The organism is Tenacibaculum aestuarii (genome assembly GCF_964510395.1).
Lineage (GTDB): Bacteria > Bacteroidota > Bacteroidia > Flavobacteriales > Flavobacteriaceae > Polaribacter > Polaribacter aestuarii.
Genome location: NZ_CAZEFY010000001.1, coordinates 536,487 through 554,379, shown reverse-complemented (window position 1 = coordinate 554,379; position 17,893 = coordinate 536,487). Strand labels below are relative to the sequence as shown.

The 17,893-nt window shown below is 33.0% G+C and carries 12 protein-coding genes and 2 rRNA genes; 9 read left to right on the top strand and 5 right to left on the bottom strand.

Annotation, left to right across the window (positions count from 1 at the left end; all coding sequences use genetic code 11):
• Position 1: 1 nt before the first annotated feature.
• Positions 2-1,144: an acyl-CoA dehydrogenase gene (locus tag ACKTSU_RS02690; RefSeq protein ID WP_408034827.1), complete on the top strand. Its 1,143-nt coding sequence runs from the start codon at positions 2-4 to the stop codon at positions 1,142-1,144.
• A gap of 53 nt (positions 1,145-1,197) precedes the next feature.
• On the opposite strand, the gene ACKTSU_RS02685 is transcribed toward ACKTSU_RS02690, so the two are convergent.
• The 3 genes from ACKTSU_RS02685 to ACKTSU_RS02675 all read right to left on the bottom strand — a co-directional run bounded on the left by ACKTSU_RS02685 (position 1,198) and on the right by ACKTSU_RS02675 (position 4,342).
• Positions 1,198-1,986 carry a tRNA pseudouridine synthase A gene (locus tag ACKTSU_RS02685; RefSeq protein WP_408034826.1) on the bottom strand — a complete coding sequence of 263 codons (789 nt, stop codon included), beginning with the start codon at positions 1,984-1,986 and terminating at the stop codon, positions 1,198-1,200.
• 112 nt (positions 1,987-2,098) lie between these two features.
• On the bottom strand, positions 2,099-3,595 hold the full coding sequence (locus tag ACKTSU_RS02680) for a sensor histidine kinase (RefSeq protein ID WP_408034825.1): 1,497 nt from the start codon (positions 3,593-3,595) through the stop codon (positions 2,099-2,101).
• Positions 3,596-3,601: 6 nt separating this feature from the next.
• Complete coding sequence (locus ACKTSU_RS02675; RefSeq protein ID WP_408034824.1) at positions 3,602-4,342, bottom strand: LytR/AlgR family response regulator transcription factor; 741 nt, start codon at positions 4,340-4,342, stop codon at positions 3,602-3,604.
• 362 nt (positions 4,343-4,704) lie between these two features.
• On the opposite strand from ACKTSU_RS02675, the gene ACKTSU_RS02670 reads away from it, so the two are divergent.
• The 8 genes from ACKTSU_RS02670 to ACKTSU_RS02635 all read left to right on the top strand — a co-directional run bounded on the left by ACKTSU_RS02670 (position 4,705) and on the right by ACKTSU_RS02635 (position 14,231).
• Positions 4,705-7,914 carry a serine hydrolase domain-containing protein gene (locus ACKTSU_RS02670; RefSeq protein WP_408034823.1) on the top strand — a complete coding sequence of 1,070 codons (3,210 nt, stop codon included), beginning with the start codon at positions 4,705-4,707 and terminating at the stop codon, positions 7,912-7,914.
• A gap of 176 nt (positions 7,915-8,090) precedes the next feature.
• Entirely contained in the window at positions 8,091-8,960 is an 870-nt protein-coding gene (locus ACKTSU_RS02665) for a DUF4412 domain-containing protein (RefSeq protein ID WP_408034822.1), read from the top strand.
• A 12-nt stretch (positions 8,961-8,972) separates the two neighbouring features.
• Complete coding sequence (locus tag ACKTSU_RS02660) at positions 8,973-9,893, top strand: hypothetical protein (protein WP_408034821.1); 921 nt, start codon at positions 8,973-8,975, stop codon at positions 9,891-9,893.
• An 11-nt stretch (positions 9,894-9,904) separates the two neighbouring features.
• Positions 9,905-10,498: a hypothetical protein gene (locus tag ACKTSU_RS02655; RefSeq protein WP_408034820.1), complete on the top strand. Its 594-nt coding sequence runs from the start codon at positions 9,905-9,907 to the stop codon at positions 10,496-10,498.
• A gap of 62 nt (positions 10,499-10,560) precedes the next feature.
• Entirely contained in the window at positions 10,561-11,721 is a 1,161-nt protein-coding gene (locus tag ACKTSU_RS02650; RefSeq protein ID WP_408034819.1) for a ScyD/ScyE family protein, read from the top strand.
• Between the two features lie 13 nt (positions 11,722-11,734).
• On the top strand, positions 11,735-12,595 hold the full coding sequence (locus tag ACKTSU_RS02645) for an SDR family NAD(P)-dependent oxidoreductase (protein ID WP_408034818.1): 861 nt from the start codon (positions 11,735-11,737) through the stop codon (positions 12,593-12,595).
• Positions 12,592-13,545: an NAD-dependent epimerase/dehydratase family protein gene (locus ACKTSU_RS02640; RefSeq protein WP_408034817.1), complete on the top strand. Its 954-nt coding sequence runs from the start codon at positions 12,592-12,594 to the stop codon at positions 13,543-13,545. The genes ACKTSU_RS02645 and ACKTSU_RS02640 overlap by 4 nt, the downstream gene beginning before the upstream one ends.
• A gap of 2 nt (positions 13,546-13,547) precedes the next feature.
• Positions 13,548-14,231: an SRPBCC family protein gene (locus tag ACKTSU_RS02635; RefSeq protein ID WP_408034816.1), complete on the top strand. Its 684-nt coding sequence runs from the start codon at positions 13,548-13,550 to the stop codon at positions 14,229-14,231.
• A 487-nt stretch (positions 14,232-14,718) separates the two neighbouring features.
• Here ACKTSU_RS02635 and rrf read toward each other — a convergent pair.
• Both rrf and ACKTSU_RS02625 read right to left on the bottom strand, forming a co-directional pair.
• Positions 14,719-14,827: ribosomal RNA gene (rrf, locus tag ACKTSU_RS02630) — 5S ribosomal RNA — on the bottom strand.
• Between the two features lie 98 nt (positions 14,828-14,925).
• Positions 14,926-17,798: ribosomal RNA gene (locus ACKTSU_RS02625) — 23S ribosomal RNA — on the bottom strand.
• Positions 17,799-17,893: the final 95 nt, after the last annotated feature.

Genomic DNA, 17,893 nt, shown 5'->3' with positions numbered 1-17,893 from the left:
AATGGATTTTAATCTTACAGAAGAGCATTTAATGATTCGTGATGCTGCACGTGATTTTGCTCAAACCGAATTATTACCTGGAGTTATAGAGAGAGATGAGAAACAACAGTTCCCGAACGAATTAGTACGTAAAATGGGAGAGTTAGGTTTTATGGGAGTAATGGTAGATCCTAAATATGGAGGAAGCGGAATGGATGCGGTTTCTTACGTGTTAATCATGGAAGAGTTATCTAAGATTGATGCTTCTGCTTCAGTAATGGTTTCTGTAAACAATTCATTAGTTTGTTACGGTTTAGAAGCTTACGGAACTGAAGAGCAAAAACAAAAATACTTAACCAAATTAGCTACTGGTGAACAAATCGGTGCGTTTTGTTTAAGTGAACCAGAAGCAGGTTCTGATGCTACTTCACAAGCAACTACTGCTGAAGACAAAGGAGATTATTACTTATTAAACGGTACTAAAAACTGGATTACAAATGGTGGACGTGCAGATGTTTACTTAGTAATTGCTCAAACAGATAGAGCCAAAGGTCACAAAGGAATCAATGCTTTCATTGTTGAAAAAGGTATGGAAGGTTTCCACGTTGGACCAAAAGAAGACAAATTAGGTATTCGCGGTTCTGATACACATACGTTACAATTTAACGATGTAAAAGTTCCTAAAGAAAATCGTATTGGTGAAGATGGTTTCGGATTCAAATTCGCGATGAAAACGTTATCTGGTGGACGTATTGGTATTGCAGCTCAAGCATTAGGTATTGCTTCTGGAGCTTACGAATTAGCTTTAAAATACTCTAAAGAGCGTAAAGCTTTCGGTACTGAAATTTGTAACCACCAAGCTATCGCATTCAAATTAGCAGATATGTACACTGAAATTGCTGCTGCTCGTCATTTAGTAATGGCTGCTGCTTGTAAGAAAGATGCTGGTGAAAATTATGATCGTGAAGGTGCTATGGCTAAATTATACGCTTCTAAAGTAGCGATGGAACAAACTGTTGAAGCTGTTCAAATTCACGGAGGTAATGGTTTTGTTAAAGAATACCATGTTGAACGTTTAATGCGTGATGCCAAAATTACTCAAATTTATGAAGGGACTTCTGAAATTCAAAAAATTGTAATTTCAAGAAGTTTAATTAGAGATTAATTCTAATTCAACATATATATATCATAAAAATAAAGCTTGTCTATTGACAAGCTTTATTTTTTGAATTCTACTTTATGTAAATGTAACCCTGAAGCTGGAGCAATAGTTTTCATAAAGTCAATATCACTATTTTCAGGACTCAAACTTCTCTTTATAAACTCTAAATCATAATTCCCTTTTCCTAATTCTGCTAGAGCCCCCATAATCAAACGGATTTGGTTACGTAAAAAACCACTTCCTCTAATGATTAGCACATAGCTTTTCTCTGGAAAAAATGAAGCTGTTAGCTCTGTGTTTTCTTCAATCTTACAAACATCAATCTCTCTTTCAACTTTTGTTTCTGGTGATGGTTTGGTACAGTAATGCTTAAAATTATGAAAGCCTTCAAACAATTGTGCACCCTGTTTCATCAATTCCACATCTAACTCTTCTAAATATCCTGTTAAGAAAGCCGCACAGTAAGGGTGGTTCTTTTCTCCGTGAGAAAAATAATATCGGTATTCTTTTGTTTTTGGATGCTGAATAATATTAAATGTTTCATCCTCTATTTGCTCAACAGCAACTACACGAATATCAGAAGGAGAATTGCTATTAAAATCTTCTATAAAAAAAGCTTCGTCTAGCTTTTCATCAATAAACAACTGAAAATAATAATCAGTCGATGAAACTTTTGCATCTGTTCTTCCAACTCCTACTGATTTACATCGGATTCCTTTACAAACAAATTTCAACGTTTTATCTACAAAAAAATGAACTGTTTTTAAATTAGGTTGTTTTTGCCAACCATGTAAGCGAAATCCTAAATATTGAAATCGAACTAAATAAGCATACTTATAATTCATTCTGTATTTTATCCATTTTAAATTGTAAAATCATAACAAACTGTTTTTTACCAGACAAAACTACAGCTTTTAACAGCATAAATGTTCCATGTACTTATATAAAATTTTTAGCTTACACCAAAGGAATTAACAATGACACTTTGGTCCCTTCAGGTTGATTTTTTTCATACAAATCTGTAAAAACAATCGTTGATTTACTTTTATAATTTTTAGCAAAATGTTGCAAGCGTTCTTCGGTTAGTTTTATTCCAACAGATGAACGTTGATGGATTTTCTTCTCTTTAATCTCTCTTGATCTTACTCTACCAATCCCATTATCTACAATATCTATTTGCACTTGATTTTCGTTTACTTTAAAAACCTGTACGGTTAGTTTCCGATTCCCTTTTTTTAATGCGAGTCCGTGCCAAATCGCATTTTCAATAAACGGTTGGGTTATTAAAGGCGGAACTTTTATCATTCTTAAATTCAGCGCTTCATCTACACTTAACGAAAAATCTACTGTATTATCTAACCTAGTATTTTCTATACTCATGTATAACTCTAAAATTTCTAATTCTTCTTGTAAAGAAGATTCTGTATCTATAGTACTCGCTAAAATTTTTCGAATGAGCTTTGAAAATTTATTAAGGTAAAAAACTGCTTCTACTTTATCGTTATCAATAATATATCGTTTGATGGAATTTAAAGAATTGAAAATAAAATGCGGATTCATTTGATTTCGTAATGTTGCCACTTTTAATTCTGCCAACTCTTTATCGTATTGCATTTTAACAGCTTCTAACTTTTTTAGTTCTGTTTGTTTGTTCAATGCTTCAATATCTAATTCTAACTTTTTTTGAACTTTTTCTCGCAATTGTTCGTTTTCCAAATACTGCTGAATTAGTTGTTTTTGCGATTCGTTTCGTTCTTCTAAAATTAGTTTTTGCTTATGTCCTAACCCTAAAGAAAAAATGATGTTTTCTAAAATAAAGCCTGTATACAAAATACTATAAGCGGTTTCAACTTTTTTTCCAACCTCTATTAAGTGTAAATAGTATAATAATGAAGATATTGATGCTATAAAAAGCACCATAGATCCGCTAATCATATAGTACTTTAAAACGCTTTTTGATTTAAAAAAAGGAACATACATTACAATACCCAAAACCGTCATCATCATCGTAAAATAAAAATATCCTTGATATACAAACTTGTAATTTCCTGTAGTAACATAAAACAATAACTTTAACACGCAATACGCCATAATTACATACAATCCTTTAAAACACCAACTATACCATAAAGGGAGTTCTTTTTTTATCTCTAAAAATTTGAAAGCAAAAAAAGCATAAATGAAATAATACATTTCGGTATACACTTCTGGATATTTCGCTATTTGTGATATAGGTTGTAAAAATTCAAATAAAAAGCCCTCTCTAAGATGTTGTAGTTGAGAAAGAATAATAAAAAAGGTATATCCGCTGTATAAAAGATAGAGTTTATCTTTATGTTGAAAGTACAATAAAAAGTGGTAAACTGTTAAAATGAAGAGTATACCTAAGGTAAAAACTAAAAAACCATTTTGATGAGGCTGGTTAAAAAAATATGTTAACGAAGAAGTTTCCAAAGTAAATTAGGAATTTAATATCTGTAACAATTCATTCTTTTTCGCTCTCGAAACAGGAATTGATACTCCATTAGATAATACCAAATAAGGCCCATCATTTTTCACATACTCTTTTACGTAGTGTAAATTAACTAAATACGAATTATGTACTCTAAAAAATGAATCGTCTGTTTGCGCTTCGATCTCTTTTAACTTTTTAGAAAGCAACTCCATACTGTCTTCGTTAAAATGTATTTCTGTATAGCTTCCTTCAGACTTACAGTATATGATATCTTTAAAATCAACAAAAATGGTTTTTCCTAAAACTGGCATTGCTAAACGTGCGAACTTTTTTTCAGGTATGTATGATTTTATAATATTTTTTAACTGGTTGCCTAGTGTATTTCCTTCTTGGTTTTGACGCACTCTATTTACTGCCTTAAGTAAGTCTTCTGAATCTATCGGTTTTAGTAAATAGTCTACCGCATGTTCTTTAAAAGCTTTTATTGCATAATTATCGTATGCTGAAGTAATGATCAAGTCAAAATCTCTAAAAGTTAATCTTTCTAACAACTGAAAACCATCCATCTCTGGCATTTCAATATCTAAAAAAACACAATCGGGTTTTAGATAATTAATCCCCGATATTGCTTCTAAAGGATTGGTAAATGTGTCACATATTTCTATATCACTACAAAAGCTTTCTATTTCCCATTTTAAGTTTTTAACGGCATTAAATTCATCGTCTATAATAATTGCTCGAATCATACCTTACATCGTTTCCTTAAATATACTTATAAAAATTCAGTATAACATAACCACTTCATTTTTAGTGTATTTCACTTTATAAAATCAACAAAAACCCTTCTAATTTGAAAACTTCATCTTGTAACTTTGTAAAAACGATGTATAAGTTTCAACATACAAAGTATGTACTGGTTAAAACAAACTATAAATAAACCTCTTAACAACTTAACTATTAATCTTACTTTTAAGTTGCACGTAGTTAAATAGTTTCTTTTGAAATTATACTCCTTTTAACTTCACCCTTTGCATTTATGTTTATTAATATAAATAAACATCGCCCCTCTTTTTTGCTCCTCCAATAGTAATAACTAAAAACAAATACTATGAAAACAAAGTTTTTATTCTTAATCATGATTATAGCTTCACATGTAGGCTATTCTCAAATATTTTACGATGATGTTTCAGGGGAAACTATGGGGGATTTCCCCAGTAAATGGGATGTAATTACTGGTATGGCAACTGTTGAGGCAATTGACGGATTTAATACCATAAGTTTACTACATGGTAGTATTATTAAGCCTGTTGTTAACGACCAAACTAACCATTATATTAATGGTGATTTTATCATAGAGTTCGATGCCTTTTTTGGAAAAACAAGTTCTATATACGGGCAACGTATTATTGTTAGGTTATGGAACGGAAAATACAGCCATAAACAAGGCAATATTCGTTATAATCCTTTCATTATAAAACGAAATGGAATATCAACTAGTTGGTTACAACCAGAATCAGGCGAAGCCGAGAACTTTTTTAAAGACCTACATACGCTAGAACCTATATGGCGTCATGTTAAAATAGCATGTAAAAACAGTAACCTTAAAATATTTTTAGACAATAAATTAATTTTAAACTTACCTCGATTTAAAATGCAACCTACCATGGTTTCTATTGGTGGTGCTATTAACGATTATAAATACGATGCTAAAGTGGGTATTGCTAATTTTACAATCATCTCCTCTACCAATAATATACAAATTGCAATGATTGTAGATCGAAAAACAAATAGAGTTTTAGATATTAATTCAGTATCAAATCTTCAAAAAATACCCAGCTTAAAAAATGTCTATCCAAATACCAAAACCTTTTTAGGTACTATTTCAGGCAATCATGAATTAAGACCTTATGAATTTTCAGATGTAAAAAAACCAAATATCAATATAAATAATCCCGATACACAAACAGTTAGACCTTATGAGTTTTCAGATATTAAAAAACTTCAATTTATTGATCTTAATACTTACGGAAGATATACTGTACTTCCTGAAAAAGAAGCTCAAATGGTGTTCGATTTTGAAAAAGAGTTTGCAACAGAAAATCTAAATTTTAATAACATACAACAATATTCTTTTGACACTTCTAGTAACACTCTAAAAGGAGATTATTTTGAAACCAATACTGTTTTAAAAACACCTACTAAAAACTTAACATTAAAAGATAATCTATTGTATTTATTACCTGCTCATGATAAAACTTTAATAGGAGAAACTGAAAAAAACTTAAGTACCAATACTTCAATAAACAATTCTAATATAACTACACCTATTATTGGTAGTCCAACTCCTAATGTTGAAGATAATATTGTTACAACTTCACAAGAGAATAATAATTCGAATACTAATTCAGGAGTTATCAATCAAATAAAGTTTTATAGAAACATTTCTGATGAAGCTCATCAAAAAATGAAAGAACTTTTACCTAAAGGTATTCAGTCTTTTTCATTTTCACCAAATGGAGGATGGGTAATTATCACAAAAGACAATAAACATTTCGCAAGAAATATTCCACCAAAATGCTATGAAAAAATTAAAGAATACGTAAGCAGAGGAATAAAAATTAAAGAAGTCGTTTTTCCTCCAAATGGAGGTAATAATTCATGGATCATTATCACAAAAAATGATACTTATGCGAGAAATATCCCACAAGAATGCTATGAGAAAATACAATCTTTTAAACAACAAGGTAAGACTATAGAAAGTGTATCATTTCCCTATAAAAACATTTTTAATGATAGTAATAATGCTTGGGTAATCTTGACTACTGATGGACAATTTTACACTAGAAACATACCTGATGAATGTTATCAAATAATGCGAAATATCAGGCAAACTGATATGCCTAACAAACCAAGTGACCGAAAAATTAGTAAAGTATCATTTACACCTTCAGGAGGCTGGACAATATTAGCTGATGATTACTTCTTTTCAAGAAACATCCCTGAAGAAGCTTTTAAAAAATTAGGAGAATTTAGAGGTAAAGGCTATAACAATTCCATTTTGGTTTTCGATCCTGATAAAAATGGTTGGTCAGTTGTAGCCAATAAACGTCTTAAAAACATTCCTTCAAACAAAATAAGAGATTTTGAACAGAATATAAATGGTCAATCTATATGGGAGTTAATGCGTCAAAGAAGCATTCCTGGTGTTGCAATAGCAGTTGTAATAAACGGTAAAATTGCTTGGTCCACAGGTTATGGACATTTAACAGCTAATAATAAGCGTTATGCCGTACATCCAGAATCTATGTTTCAAGCTGCTTCTATCAGTAAAGTATTTGCTGCAGTCGGAGCCTTCAAATTAATTGATGATAATAAAGTAACGCTAACTGAAAATCTATTAACGTCAGGGAAACTTAAAAGTAGTATTCCTTTTAATTCATGTGTAAAAGATTCTAGTTGGGTTAAGAATTTTAATGAGGTAACTATAGAAAACATCTTACAACATAGAAGTGGTATTGTGGGTAGAGGAAGTACTTTTAACTCAAATTGCCAATACATTCCACCTAATAGTAGAGGTCAGCATAGAGGTGGGGGATATTCAGGTTATCAAAATAAAGACAATAACATAGAATTGTATTTAGATGATTTAGATGATATTCCAAATATAAGTGATTTAATGGAGGCTGTTTCAATAACGTATCACCCAACAAAAATGACTAATAATCCTAACGGAATAACTTCTAATTGGTATTCAGGTCAAGCGTTTACGGCATTACAAGCTTTAACTGAAGATATTGAAAATGAATCATATGCAACATGGATGCGTGATAATATTTTAAAGCCTTTAGGCATGGGTAATAGTGAGTTCCTAATAAATCCAGAAAATAAGTATGATGAATTTTCAAGAGGACATAATATAAAAGGTGAAGCTTTTCCTGTTATGAGGTATCCTCAATATGCAGCAGCTGGACTGTATACGAATGCAGAGGAATTAGCAAACCTAATTATTATGATTAATAACAACGGCATATATAAAAACCAACGTATTCTTTCTACAACTGCAATTACAAACCTTGTAGATAATCATATGGGAGTCAATATTAATGGTAATCGATATGGACATGGTGGTACAAACACTGGATTCAAAGCTATATTCAATGGAATTAGAGGAATAAGTAACAGTGATGGTATTAAAACTGCTGGAGTAGTTATTTTGACTAATGGTAATGATGATACAGATTGGAACAACGATGGAAATAATGATTCAGAACTCAGAAGATTAATTCTAAATAGAATTTTATCACTTTATAATTGGTAAAAAATTAACTCTAAAATAAAGGGGAAAATTTTAATTATACTAGAGTTATGTTGATGGTATTAAAAGTATAGGAATTGTAGTATTAACAAATGGAAGGTATTATACAAAGTAGATATAATATTATTAATACATATATCTAGTAAAATAATGACTTAAAACCTCAAAAAACAAAAACCATGAAAACAAAACACATAGTATTAACCTTACTTTTTTTAAGTATGAGTTATACAGCAGAAGCCCAATTTTTTAAAAAATTAAAAAAGAAAGCTCAAGAGGCCGCAGAAAAAACCATTTTAAAAAAAACAGATGAAGTCGTTACCAAAAAAACAGAGCAGGTTATAGACAGTGCTACAACTAGTAATCCTTCGAAAAAAAACAAAGAGAAAGAAGGTGCAATGCAGCAAAAAATGTCAAAAATGTTTGGTGGCGGACTTGATGCTGTTCCTGATACCTATAAATTCTCATACCTGTGTACTATGAAGGTTGATACGGATAAAAAAGAAACAGATATGAAGTATTGGTTAGAACCAAACAAAGCATATTTTGGAAATTCTATGACTGATGGAAAACAAAATAATATTACAGTAATGGATATGAAAAACAAACTCATGGTACTATTTAGTGACAACGGAGAACAAAAAACAGCAATGAATTTACCAATGAATAGTGGCATGATGGACAAATACACTAAAAAGCTAAACCAAAAAGCTGATGTAAAAAATAGTGATGTTAAAATAACTTCTATACCCAGCAAAACAATTTTAGGCTATTTCTGTAAAGGATTTCAAATAACCTCAAAAGAAGGAGTGACAAGAATTTGGGTTACTGATGAAACTCCAGTAGGCTTTTTAGGAGGAATGAGTGGCATGGGTAAAGTAACCAATGGTATTATACCTCTAGATGAAAATACGATGCTAATGGAAATGAATCATACTTCTAACAAAGATAAAAAGGGCGCTTTTAGTATGGTTTGTACAGATATTAAACAACAAAACCTAGTTATTAACAAAAGTGAATACAAAGCTCAAGGTTTTTCTAACAACTAAAAACAAAGCATCATGAAAAAAATACTATTCATACTAGCAATAGTGTATTGCTTTAGTATACCACATACGGTGAGTCAAATAGATCTTGATGACATTGTAGGAGCTGTAAAAGATGGGTTTGGAAAACCTGCACAAACTACTGAAAAAAAAGATGATAAAAAAGTTGTAAATGATCTAAACGATGAAGTAACTAAAAAATTAGACGATCCTAAACTTAAAATGTTAATGGGAAATTTTTCTGAAGCTTTAAATAAATTCTCCAACGAATCTAAAACAGGAAAATGTTTACAAATAATGGGAGCCTACGCTGAAGTTTTAGCCTATTGTGATTTAAGGGCTGAAACCGAAAGCGATCCTTGTAAAAAGAAAGATTGGTTAGGTATAGAATCTATGATACTTTTTGCTGGCACTGCCATTAATTACTGCCCACAAGAATTTTATGGACTCTCTGATGAGGAGGCCGATGAAAATGACCAAACACAAACATATATGGAATATGATGAAAAAATTAAAAATTATTTTTGGGGATATGTAGCTAACACTATTGCAAAAGGTTTTAAACTATATGGAATAAAAGATATACAGGAAATTAAACATATGTATAGTGACGACTATATTCTTACCGAATCAGAGTATAAGAAGTATTGTCCTCAATGCGAAATAAAATATACAGATTTAACCTACGAAACAAAAAAATTCATCACAGATTTGGTTCGTTATCCAAATATTGATGATTATGATGAAAATTTAGATTCACACTTTCTACTTTATAAAAAATTCTATGCTACTAATAAACAATTAGGTATCGTAATTCCTAAAGACCAAGGTAATATGGTAGACTTTGTTGGAAAAATGTTCACTCCAGAGTTTCTAGTAAAAAAAACACTTGAAATAGCAAATGAAAACGGAAAGCTTAAATGCATACCTAAATAACAACTATACAAATGAAATCACAAAAAACATATTTTATCATACTGTGTTTATTCTTTATTTGGTCATGCAATACCGATAAAAAAGAAAGCAAAGAAATTCTTCAAGAAACTGTTAAAGCAGTAAAAAAAGCATCTAAGACTAATGATTTTAGAGAACGTTTAAAAGCTACAGAACCAGCCACTGAAGCACAACTTAAAAACTGGTTACCTGAAAACTTGGGTGATTTTAAAAGAGAAACATTTACAACAAGTCGTATTTCACAAAATGATATTGCTTCAGCAGGAGCTATTTATAAAAACGATGAAAATCATAAACTAGAAATTTCTATTGTAGATGGAGCAAGTAAAGACGGTTTACTAGCTATAAACACTCATTACATGGCTCAAAACATGAAAATTAATAGCAAAAAAGCATCTGGCTACGAAAAAACCTATGAACGAAACGGATTAAAAGTTTTAGAAACCTATGTAAAGAAAGATAACTTTTACAGGATGTTATTTTTATATGACATGCGCTTTGGTATAACTGTAGAAAGTTATGGTCTAAATAATGATGAACTCTGGAAAATCATTGAAGAATTAGACTACAGCAAGCTTCGCGACTAGAAAAAGTAAAAAACAACCGTCTCAAATAAAATAATCTTTAACAACTATCTAAATTTTCTAATATGAAAAACTTTAACCAAAACATAAAAATTAGGTATATACCTATAGTTCTTCTTACCTTTTTTCTACTAACAAGCTGTCAAGAAGAGACATTACAAGAAAATATCATTTCAAACAACAAGAATCAAAAGCAAAAAACAAATCCAAATGAAACATATGCATTTAGCGGAACAGTGTATGATATATCTGCTGCTCCCGATGGTAGTATCATGGTTGCTGTAAATGGTACGGATTCTAAAACTATTCAAGTAATCAAAAATGGTCAAATAAAAACAATGACTTCTATTAATTCTGTTAGTAATATTCAAGGAATAGCCTCCATTGGCAGTGGAAATGCTTTTGTAACGACAGGAGGTACCGATTTAGCACAAAATGGAGAACTTTATAAAATATCTAACGGGAATGCAAAAATTGTTGCAAACCTAGCTGCTTTTGAACATAATAACGACCCAGATGCATTTGAAGGTTTGCAATGGAAAAATCAACTTTGTGAAGCTATTGATGGCTTTAGTGCTGGCCCTCAAAATAATCCGTATAAAGTAACAACATTAGACGAAGAAACAGTTTTAGTAGCAGATGCTGCCGGTAATACAATTTTATATGCAACTTCTGAAGGTGAGGTAGATTACAAAGCTATTCTATCCCCTCCTTTAAATGAAGAAGGAAATCATCTTGTACGTTGGTATACCGGTGAAGATGAAAATATAGAATGTTATGTTCAACCTGTACCAACATCAGTAGTTGTAGGACCAGACGGTTATATTTATATAGGCGAATTAACAGGTGCTTTGGCAGAAGGTCTTCCTATTGGTCGTTCACGTATATGGAAATTACCTGCAAATGCAACACATGCCGTTTGTGATGAAGAAAACCCTGTTGGTGATTGTAATGTGCTTATTAACGGATTAACCTCAGTAATTGATGTAGAAATTGGTCCAGACGGAATGCTGTATGTAGTTGAATTAGACGAGAATAGTTGGTTTTCTTTACTTGGAATTCCTGGTATAAATCCAATTGGAGGTACTATAAGTCGCTACTATTTAGATGGAACCTTTGATAAAACAGTTTCTAACTTAAGCTTACCAGGTGCCATTACTTTTGATAAGAAAGGAAATTTATGGGTACTAGAAAACCTGAGTACTGTTAGAGTTTTAGAGTTCTAATTATTTTACAAAGATGAAAGCAATAACAAGCACATTTTTACCAAATCATAACCATTCAGAGTTAAGTTTAAAAAAAGTAAAAAATCATAAAAGCGACTATTGCTTTTCTTTAATTACTGGTGCAAGCAAAGGTTTAGGTAAAGAGTATGCTTTACATTTAGCAGAACTAGGTCATAATTTAATTTTAACTAGTCTACCTAATGAAAACCTTTCAGAACTATGTGAAATAATTAAAAATCTAAACACGAAAATTAAAGTTTATTATTTTGAAGTTGATCTATCCAATGCAGAAGAAATAAAAGAATTTACGAGTATAATTAACCAAGCATTTAATATAAATGTGTTAATCAACAATGCTGGGATTGGTGGAACAAAAAAAATAGATAAAGTACCAACTGATTATCTACTTAATATTATAGATGTAAATATAAAAGCTGGTGTTATACTTACTCATCAGCTTTTACCTAATTTAAGGAAACAACATAAATCTTATATTTTAAATGTATCTAGTGTCGCAGCTTTTTCCCCTGTAGGATACAAAACAGTATACCCTGCATCGAAAGCTTTTATTCATTGGTTTTCTCTTGGATTGGCTGAAGAACTTAAAAACTCTAATATTAGCGTAAGTGTAATAACACCAGGTTCAATGAAAACTAACCCAGAAGTTACTTCTAGGATTAATTCTCAAAACTTCATCGGAAAAAGTATTGTTTTAGATCCAAAAATGGTAGCAAGAAAATCAATACAAAAAATGCTTCATAAAGAATCTTTGATTTTATTAAATCCTATTAGTTATTTCATCACTATGCTACTTCCTTTAAGGTTCAAAATAAGAATACTTACCAAATTGATTAAAAAAGAGTTACAAGAATGAAAACAATTTTTCTTACAGGTCTAAATGGATTATTAGGAACTAATATTTGCCATGAATTACTAGATAGTAACTTTAAAGTCATTGGACTTTTAAGAAATAAAAAAAAATACTTTGGAAAAATACATTCTAATTTAAAAATTATTGAAGGAGATTTATTTGATGATTTCAAAATTCAATTTGAAAAAATTGATTGTATTATCCATACTGCAGCAATTACAGATCAAAATATATTAAATTACAATACCTATAAAAAAATTAATTGTAATGCATCTTTACATTTAATTAAATGCGCTATCGAAAGTGAGGTTAAGCAATTTATTTTTGTAAGTAGTGCTAATACAATTCAAAACAATTACTGTTCAAAAACAGATGTTTATTCATTTATTAGTAAATCATTTTATGCAAAGAGTAAAAAAGAAGCTGAAAACGATTTATTACAATATAAAGACAAAATAAATATCACTATTATTAACCCAACGTTCATGATTGGTGCTTATGACTCAAAACCTAGTTCAGGTAAAATAATATTAATGGGATGGAAAAAAAAGATAGTTTTTTACCCACCTGGGGGTAAAAATTTCATTCACGTTCAAGATGTTTCTACTCAAATTGTAAAATTAATAAACACTGGAATATCTGGTAAAAAATATTTATTAGCTAACAAAGATTTAAGCTATAAAGAATTTTATAATTTATTAAATACTGTTACTCAGCAAAACCCAACAATGATACAAATTCCTGAATTTTTCTTAATAGCATTAGGATACTTAGGAAATATATTAAGAACTTTTCGTATAAAATCTAGTCTTAATTCAACAAATGCTAAAATTTTATGTACTAAAAATTATTTTTCTAACAATATGTCAATAATGCATTTACATCTTAACCTTCAATCCATTGATAAAGCTATAATTGATGCTGTAGATTATTACGCTAAAAACAAATTATAATGATGAACAAAATACTTTTATTAACGACACTCTTTATCTCATTAATAAATCTACAAGCACAGAATAAACTTTTAGATTCTATTAATTCACTTCAAGAGTTTGTTTACTTATCAAAAAAAGGAAAATGGAAAGAGGTAAAAAAGAAAAAAGGGATAAGCCTTAATTACAGAGATTTGATTTTCAATGACACCATCAAAACAAGGCTTTTATCTGCAAAATTTAAATTAAATTCTAACAATTTCGACTCAGTAATATATCACTTAAAACTACCAAAACATATCAAACTTTGGAATAATGGTATAAGAGATATTAATATCTTAAAAAGTGAGGATTCATATTGGGTTTCGCATGCCATATATGATATACCTTTCCCTTTTAAACAAAAAGATTTAGTTACATATTCTACAATATCCAAGAAAGATAGTTTTTTAATTCTTTCTTCTAAATCTCTCCCTAATTTTATAAAACCTCAAAAAGGAGTTACTAGAGAAGGTTATAATTTATCAGAATGGCGATTAAAATTATCTACAAATAGTACTATAGATGTAGAGTTTTGTGCTCTTTCATTGACTAAATCAAAAATTCCAAAATTCTTAAGAGATCCAATTTTACAAAGAATCTTAGTAAAGTCATTTGCAAACCTTAAAGAAAGTTTTAATAAAAAAAACAATTCAAATCTAAACTAAACCTTCCCCTTATACTCCTTCTCAACTACCTAAATATATTAAATTAACTGAGATTATTACTTTCTGTATCGGTAAATAGATTTTTACTTTTTCTATATTAATTTTTATATTCTTATTCTGAACTAATCAACCTTATACTATTCAAATTATAATTAAATTGGTCCTGAAGGTATGTTGTAGAGCTAGATTAAAATAGTTGGTTTTCGTTATTTGGAAACCCAGGATTACCATCAATTAGTAGAATCATTAGTCGTTTTACCACTTAAATGGAACTTTTGATGCATCAGTAACGAACTTAAGTTTACCAAGAGCCATAACTTTCTATAAAAAAGGAAAAATCTGGGTATTAGAAAATCTAAGCACAAGAACATAATTTTTTAATATTATAGAGATCACTCTATTAGAATTTCCTATTAAGGATATGCTATAATATTCTAAAAAAAAGGCAAAAAAAAACCTCAATCTATTAAAAGATTGAGGTTTAAAAGAAAGGCAACGACCTACTCTCCCACCAGTGGCAGTACCATCGGCGCTAATGGGCTTAACTTCTCTGTTCGGAATGGTAAGAGGTGAGCCCCATTGCGATAATCACCTTAAATCGTTGCAGTATATTTCAACTGTATAAGTTAACATATTAGTAAAATCATATCATAAATTATCAAAGAGTTTGCTCCCGGTCCGAAGACCGGGATACGTACATAAGCCTATGGGTTATTAGTACTACTCAGCTACATACATTACTGCACTTACACTTATAGCCTATCAACGTGGTGATCTTCCACGACCCTTTAAAGAAATCTCATCTTGTGGTGGGTTTCGCGCTTATATGCTTTCAGCGCTTATCCCTTCCCGACGTAGCTACTCTGCAGTGCCCCTGGCGAGACAACAGATACACTAGAGGTCAGTCCAACTCGGTCCTCTCGTACTAAAGTCAGATCCACTCAAATTTCTAACGCCCACAGCAGATAGAGACCGAACTGTCTCACGACGTTCTGAACCCAGCTCGCGTGCCACTTTAATGGGCGAACAGCCCAACCCTTGGGACCTTCTCCAGCCCCAGGATGTGACGAGCCGACATCGAGGTGCCAAACCCCCCCGTCGATGTGAGCTCTTGGGGGAGATCAGCCTGTTATCCCCGGAGTACCTTTTATCCTTTGAGCGATGGCCCTTCCATGCGGAACCACCGGATCACTATGCTCTACTTTCGTACCTGATCGACCTGTATGTCTCTCAGTCAAGCTCCCTTATGCCATTGCACTCTACGCACGGTTACCAAGCGTGCTGAGGGAACCTTTAGAAGCCTCCGTTACTCTTTTGGAGGCGACCACCCCAGTCAAACTACCCACCACGCACTGTTCTCATTACTGAGTTAGGCTCTAGATAAGCAAAGGGTGGTATTTCAAGGATGACTCCACAACGCCTAGCGACGCTGCTTCAAAGTCTCCCACCTATCCTACACATTACTTATCCAAAGTCAATACGAAGCTATAGTAAAGGTTCACGGGGTCTTTTCGTCCCGCTGCGGGTAATCGGCATCTTCACCGATACTACAATTTCACCGAGCTCATGGCTGAGACAGTATCCAGATCGTTGCACCATTCGTGCAGGTCGGAACTTACCCGACAAGGAATTTCGCTACCTTAGGACCGTTATAGTTACGGCCGCCGTTTACTGGGGCTTCATTTGATTGCTTCGCCGAAGCTAACAACTCCACTTAACCTTCCAGCACCGGGCAGGTGTCAGGCCTTATACATCATCTTTCAATTTAGCAAAGCCCTGTGTTTTTGATAAACAGTCGCCTGGATCTTTTCACTGCGGCCCTACCGGAGTAGGGCGACTCTTCTCCCGAAGTTACGAGTCTATTTTGCCTAGTTCCTTAGCCATGAATCTCTCGAGCACCTTAGAATTCTCATCCCAACTACCTGTGTCGGTTTACGGTACGGGTTCTTATAACCTGAAGCTTAGAGGTTTTTCTTGGAAGATTTTAGGCACACTATCCACGCATCCGAAGACTTGTGGTACTATCACACTTCAGCTAAACCGGCGGATTTGCCTACCAGTCTAATACCTAAATGTTTCAACGAACTATTCCGTCAGTTCGCGGTGCTTTCACTACTCCGTCACCCCATCGCAGTTATAAGAAGTACAGGAATATTAACCTGTTGTCCATCGACTACTCCCTTCGGATTCGCCTTAGGTCCCGACTAACCCTCAGCTGATTAGCATCGCTGAGGAAACCTTAGTCTTTCGGTGAGGGGGTTTCTCGCCCCCTTTATCGTTACTTATGCCTACATTTTCTTTTCTATACGTTCCAGCATGCCTCACAGCACACCTTCAGCACATATAGAATGCTCCCCTACCACTTTAATAAGTCCATAGCTTCGGTAATATGTTTATGCCCGATTATTATCCATGCTCGACCGCTCGACTAGTGAGCTGTTACGCACTCTTTAAATGAATGGCTGCTTCCAAGCCAACATCCTAGCTGTCTGGGCAGTCAAACCTCGTTTTTTCAACTTAACATATATTTGGGGACCTTAGCTGATGGTCTGGGTTCTTTCCCTCTCGGACATGGACCTTAGCACCCATGCCCTCACTGCTGAAAAACATTTTATAGCATTCGGAGTTTGTCAGGAATTGGTAGGCGGTGAAGCCCCCGCATCCAATCAGTAGCTCTACCTCTATAAAACTTTTAATCAACGCTGCACCTAAATGCATTTCGGGGAGTACGAGCTATTTCCGAGTTTGATTGGCCTTTCACCCCTACCCACAGGTCATCCAAAGACTTTTCAACGTCAACTGGTTCGGTCCTCCACTGTGTGTTACCACAGCTTCAACCTGCCCATGGGTAGATCACTCGGTTTCGCGTCTACTACTACTAACTATATTCGCCCTATTCAGACTCGCTTTCGCTTCGGCTCCGATCCTTAAAATCTTAACCTTGCTAGTAACAGTAACTCGTAGGCTCATTATGCAAAAGGCACGCCGTCACACAGTAAATGTGCTTCGACCGCTTGTAGGCGTACGGTTTCAGGTTCTCTTTCACTCCCTTACTTAGGGTTCTTTTCACCTTTCCCTCACGGTACTAGTTCACTATCGGTCTTTCAGGAGTATTTAGCCTTACCGGATGGTCCCGGTGGATTCATACAGGATTACACGTGTCCCGCACTACTCAGGGTACTGCTATATCCTCTTCGATTACCTATACGAGACTATCACTCTCTGCGGTTCGTCTTTCCAAACGATTCTAGTTCTCTAAGATTCTAATGTCGCAGCCCTACAACCCCAATATTGCCGTAACAACATTGGTTTGGGCTAATCCGCGTTCGCTCGCCACTACTAACGGAATCACTTTTGTTTTCTCTTCCTCTGGTTACTTAGATGTTTCAGTTCACCAGGTTTGCTCACCCGAAGGTGTGACATGTCTTCAACATGACGGGTTGCCCCATTCGGAAATCTACGGATCATAAAATATGTGCTTCTCCCCGTAGCTTATCGCAGCTTATCGCGTCCTTCATCGCCTCTGAAAGCCTAGGCATCCTCCATACGCCCTTATTTAGCTTATTGTACTTTTTGCTGTAGTATAAATACTACAACGAGCTCTTTATAATTCTTGTTCTTATAAAAATATTTTGTTAGATTTCTCTAACTCTCTATCTTGA

Coding starts and splice junctions, on each gene's coding strand:
- ACKTSU_RS02690 (WP_408034827.1), top strand. CDS start 2: ATGGATTTTAATCTTACAGAAGAGCATTTAATGATTCGTGATGCTGCA.
- ACKTSU_RS02685 (WP_408034826.1), bottom strand. CDS start 1,986: ATGAATTATAAGTATGCTTATTTAGTTCGATTTCAATATTTAGGATTT.
- ACKTSU_RS02675 (WP_408034824.1), bottom strand. CDS start 4,342: ATGATTCGAGCAATTATTATAGACGATGAATTTAATGCCGTTAAAAAC.
- ACKTSU_RS02670 (WP_408034823.1), top strand. CDS start 4,705: ATGAAAACAAAGTTTTTATTCTTAATCATGATTATAGCTTCACATGTA.
- ACKTSU_RS02665 (WP_408034822.1), top strand. CDS start 8,091: ATGAAAACAAAACACATAGTATTAACCTTACTTTTTTTAAGTATGAGT.
- ACKTSU_RS02660 (WP_408034821.1), top strand. CDS start 8,973: ATGAAAAAAATACTATTCATACTAGCAATAGTGTATTGCTTTAGTATA.
- ACKTSU_RS02655 (WP_408034820.1), top strand. CDS start 9,905: ATGAAATCACAAAAAACATATTTTATCATACTGTGTTTATTCTTTATT.
- ACKTSU_RS02650 (WP_408034819.1), top strand. CDS start 10,561: ATGAAAAACTTTAACCAAAACATAAAAATTAGGTATATACCTATAGTT.
- ACKTSU_RS02645 (WP_408034818.1), top strand. CDS start 11,735: ATGAAAGCAATAACAAGCACATTTTTACCAAATCATAACCATTCAGAG.
- ACKTSU_RS02640 (WP_408034817.1), top strand. CDS start 12,592: ATGAAAACAATTTTTCTTACAGGTCTAAATGGATTATTAGGAACTAAT.
- ACKTSU_RS02635 (WP_408034816.1), top strand. CDS start 13,548: ATGAACAAAATACTTTTATTAACGACACTCTTTATCTCATTAATAAAT.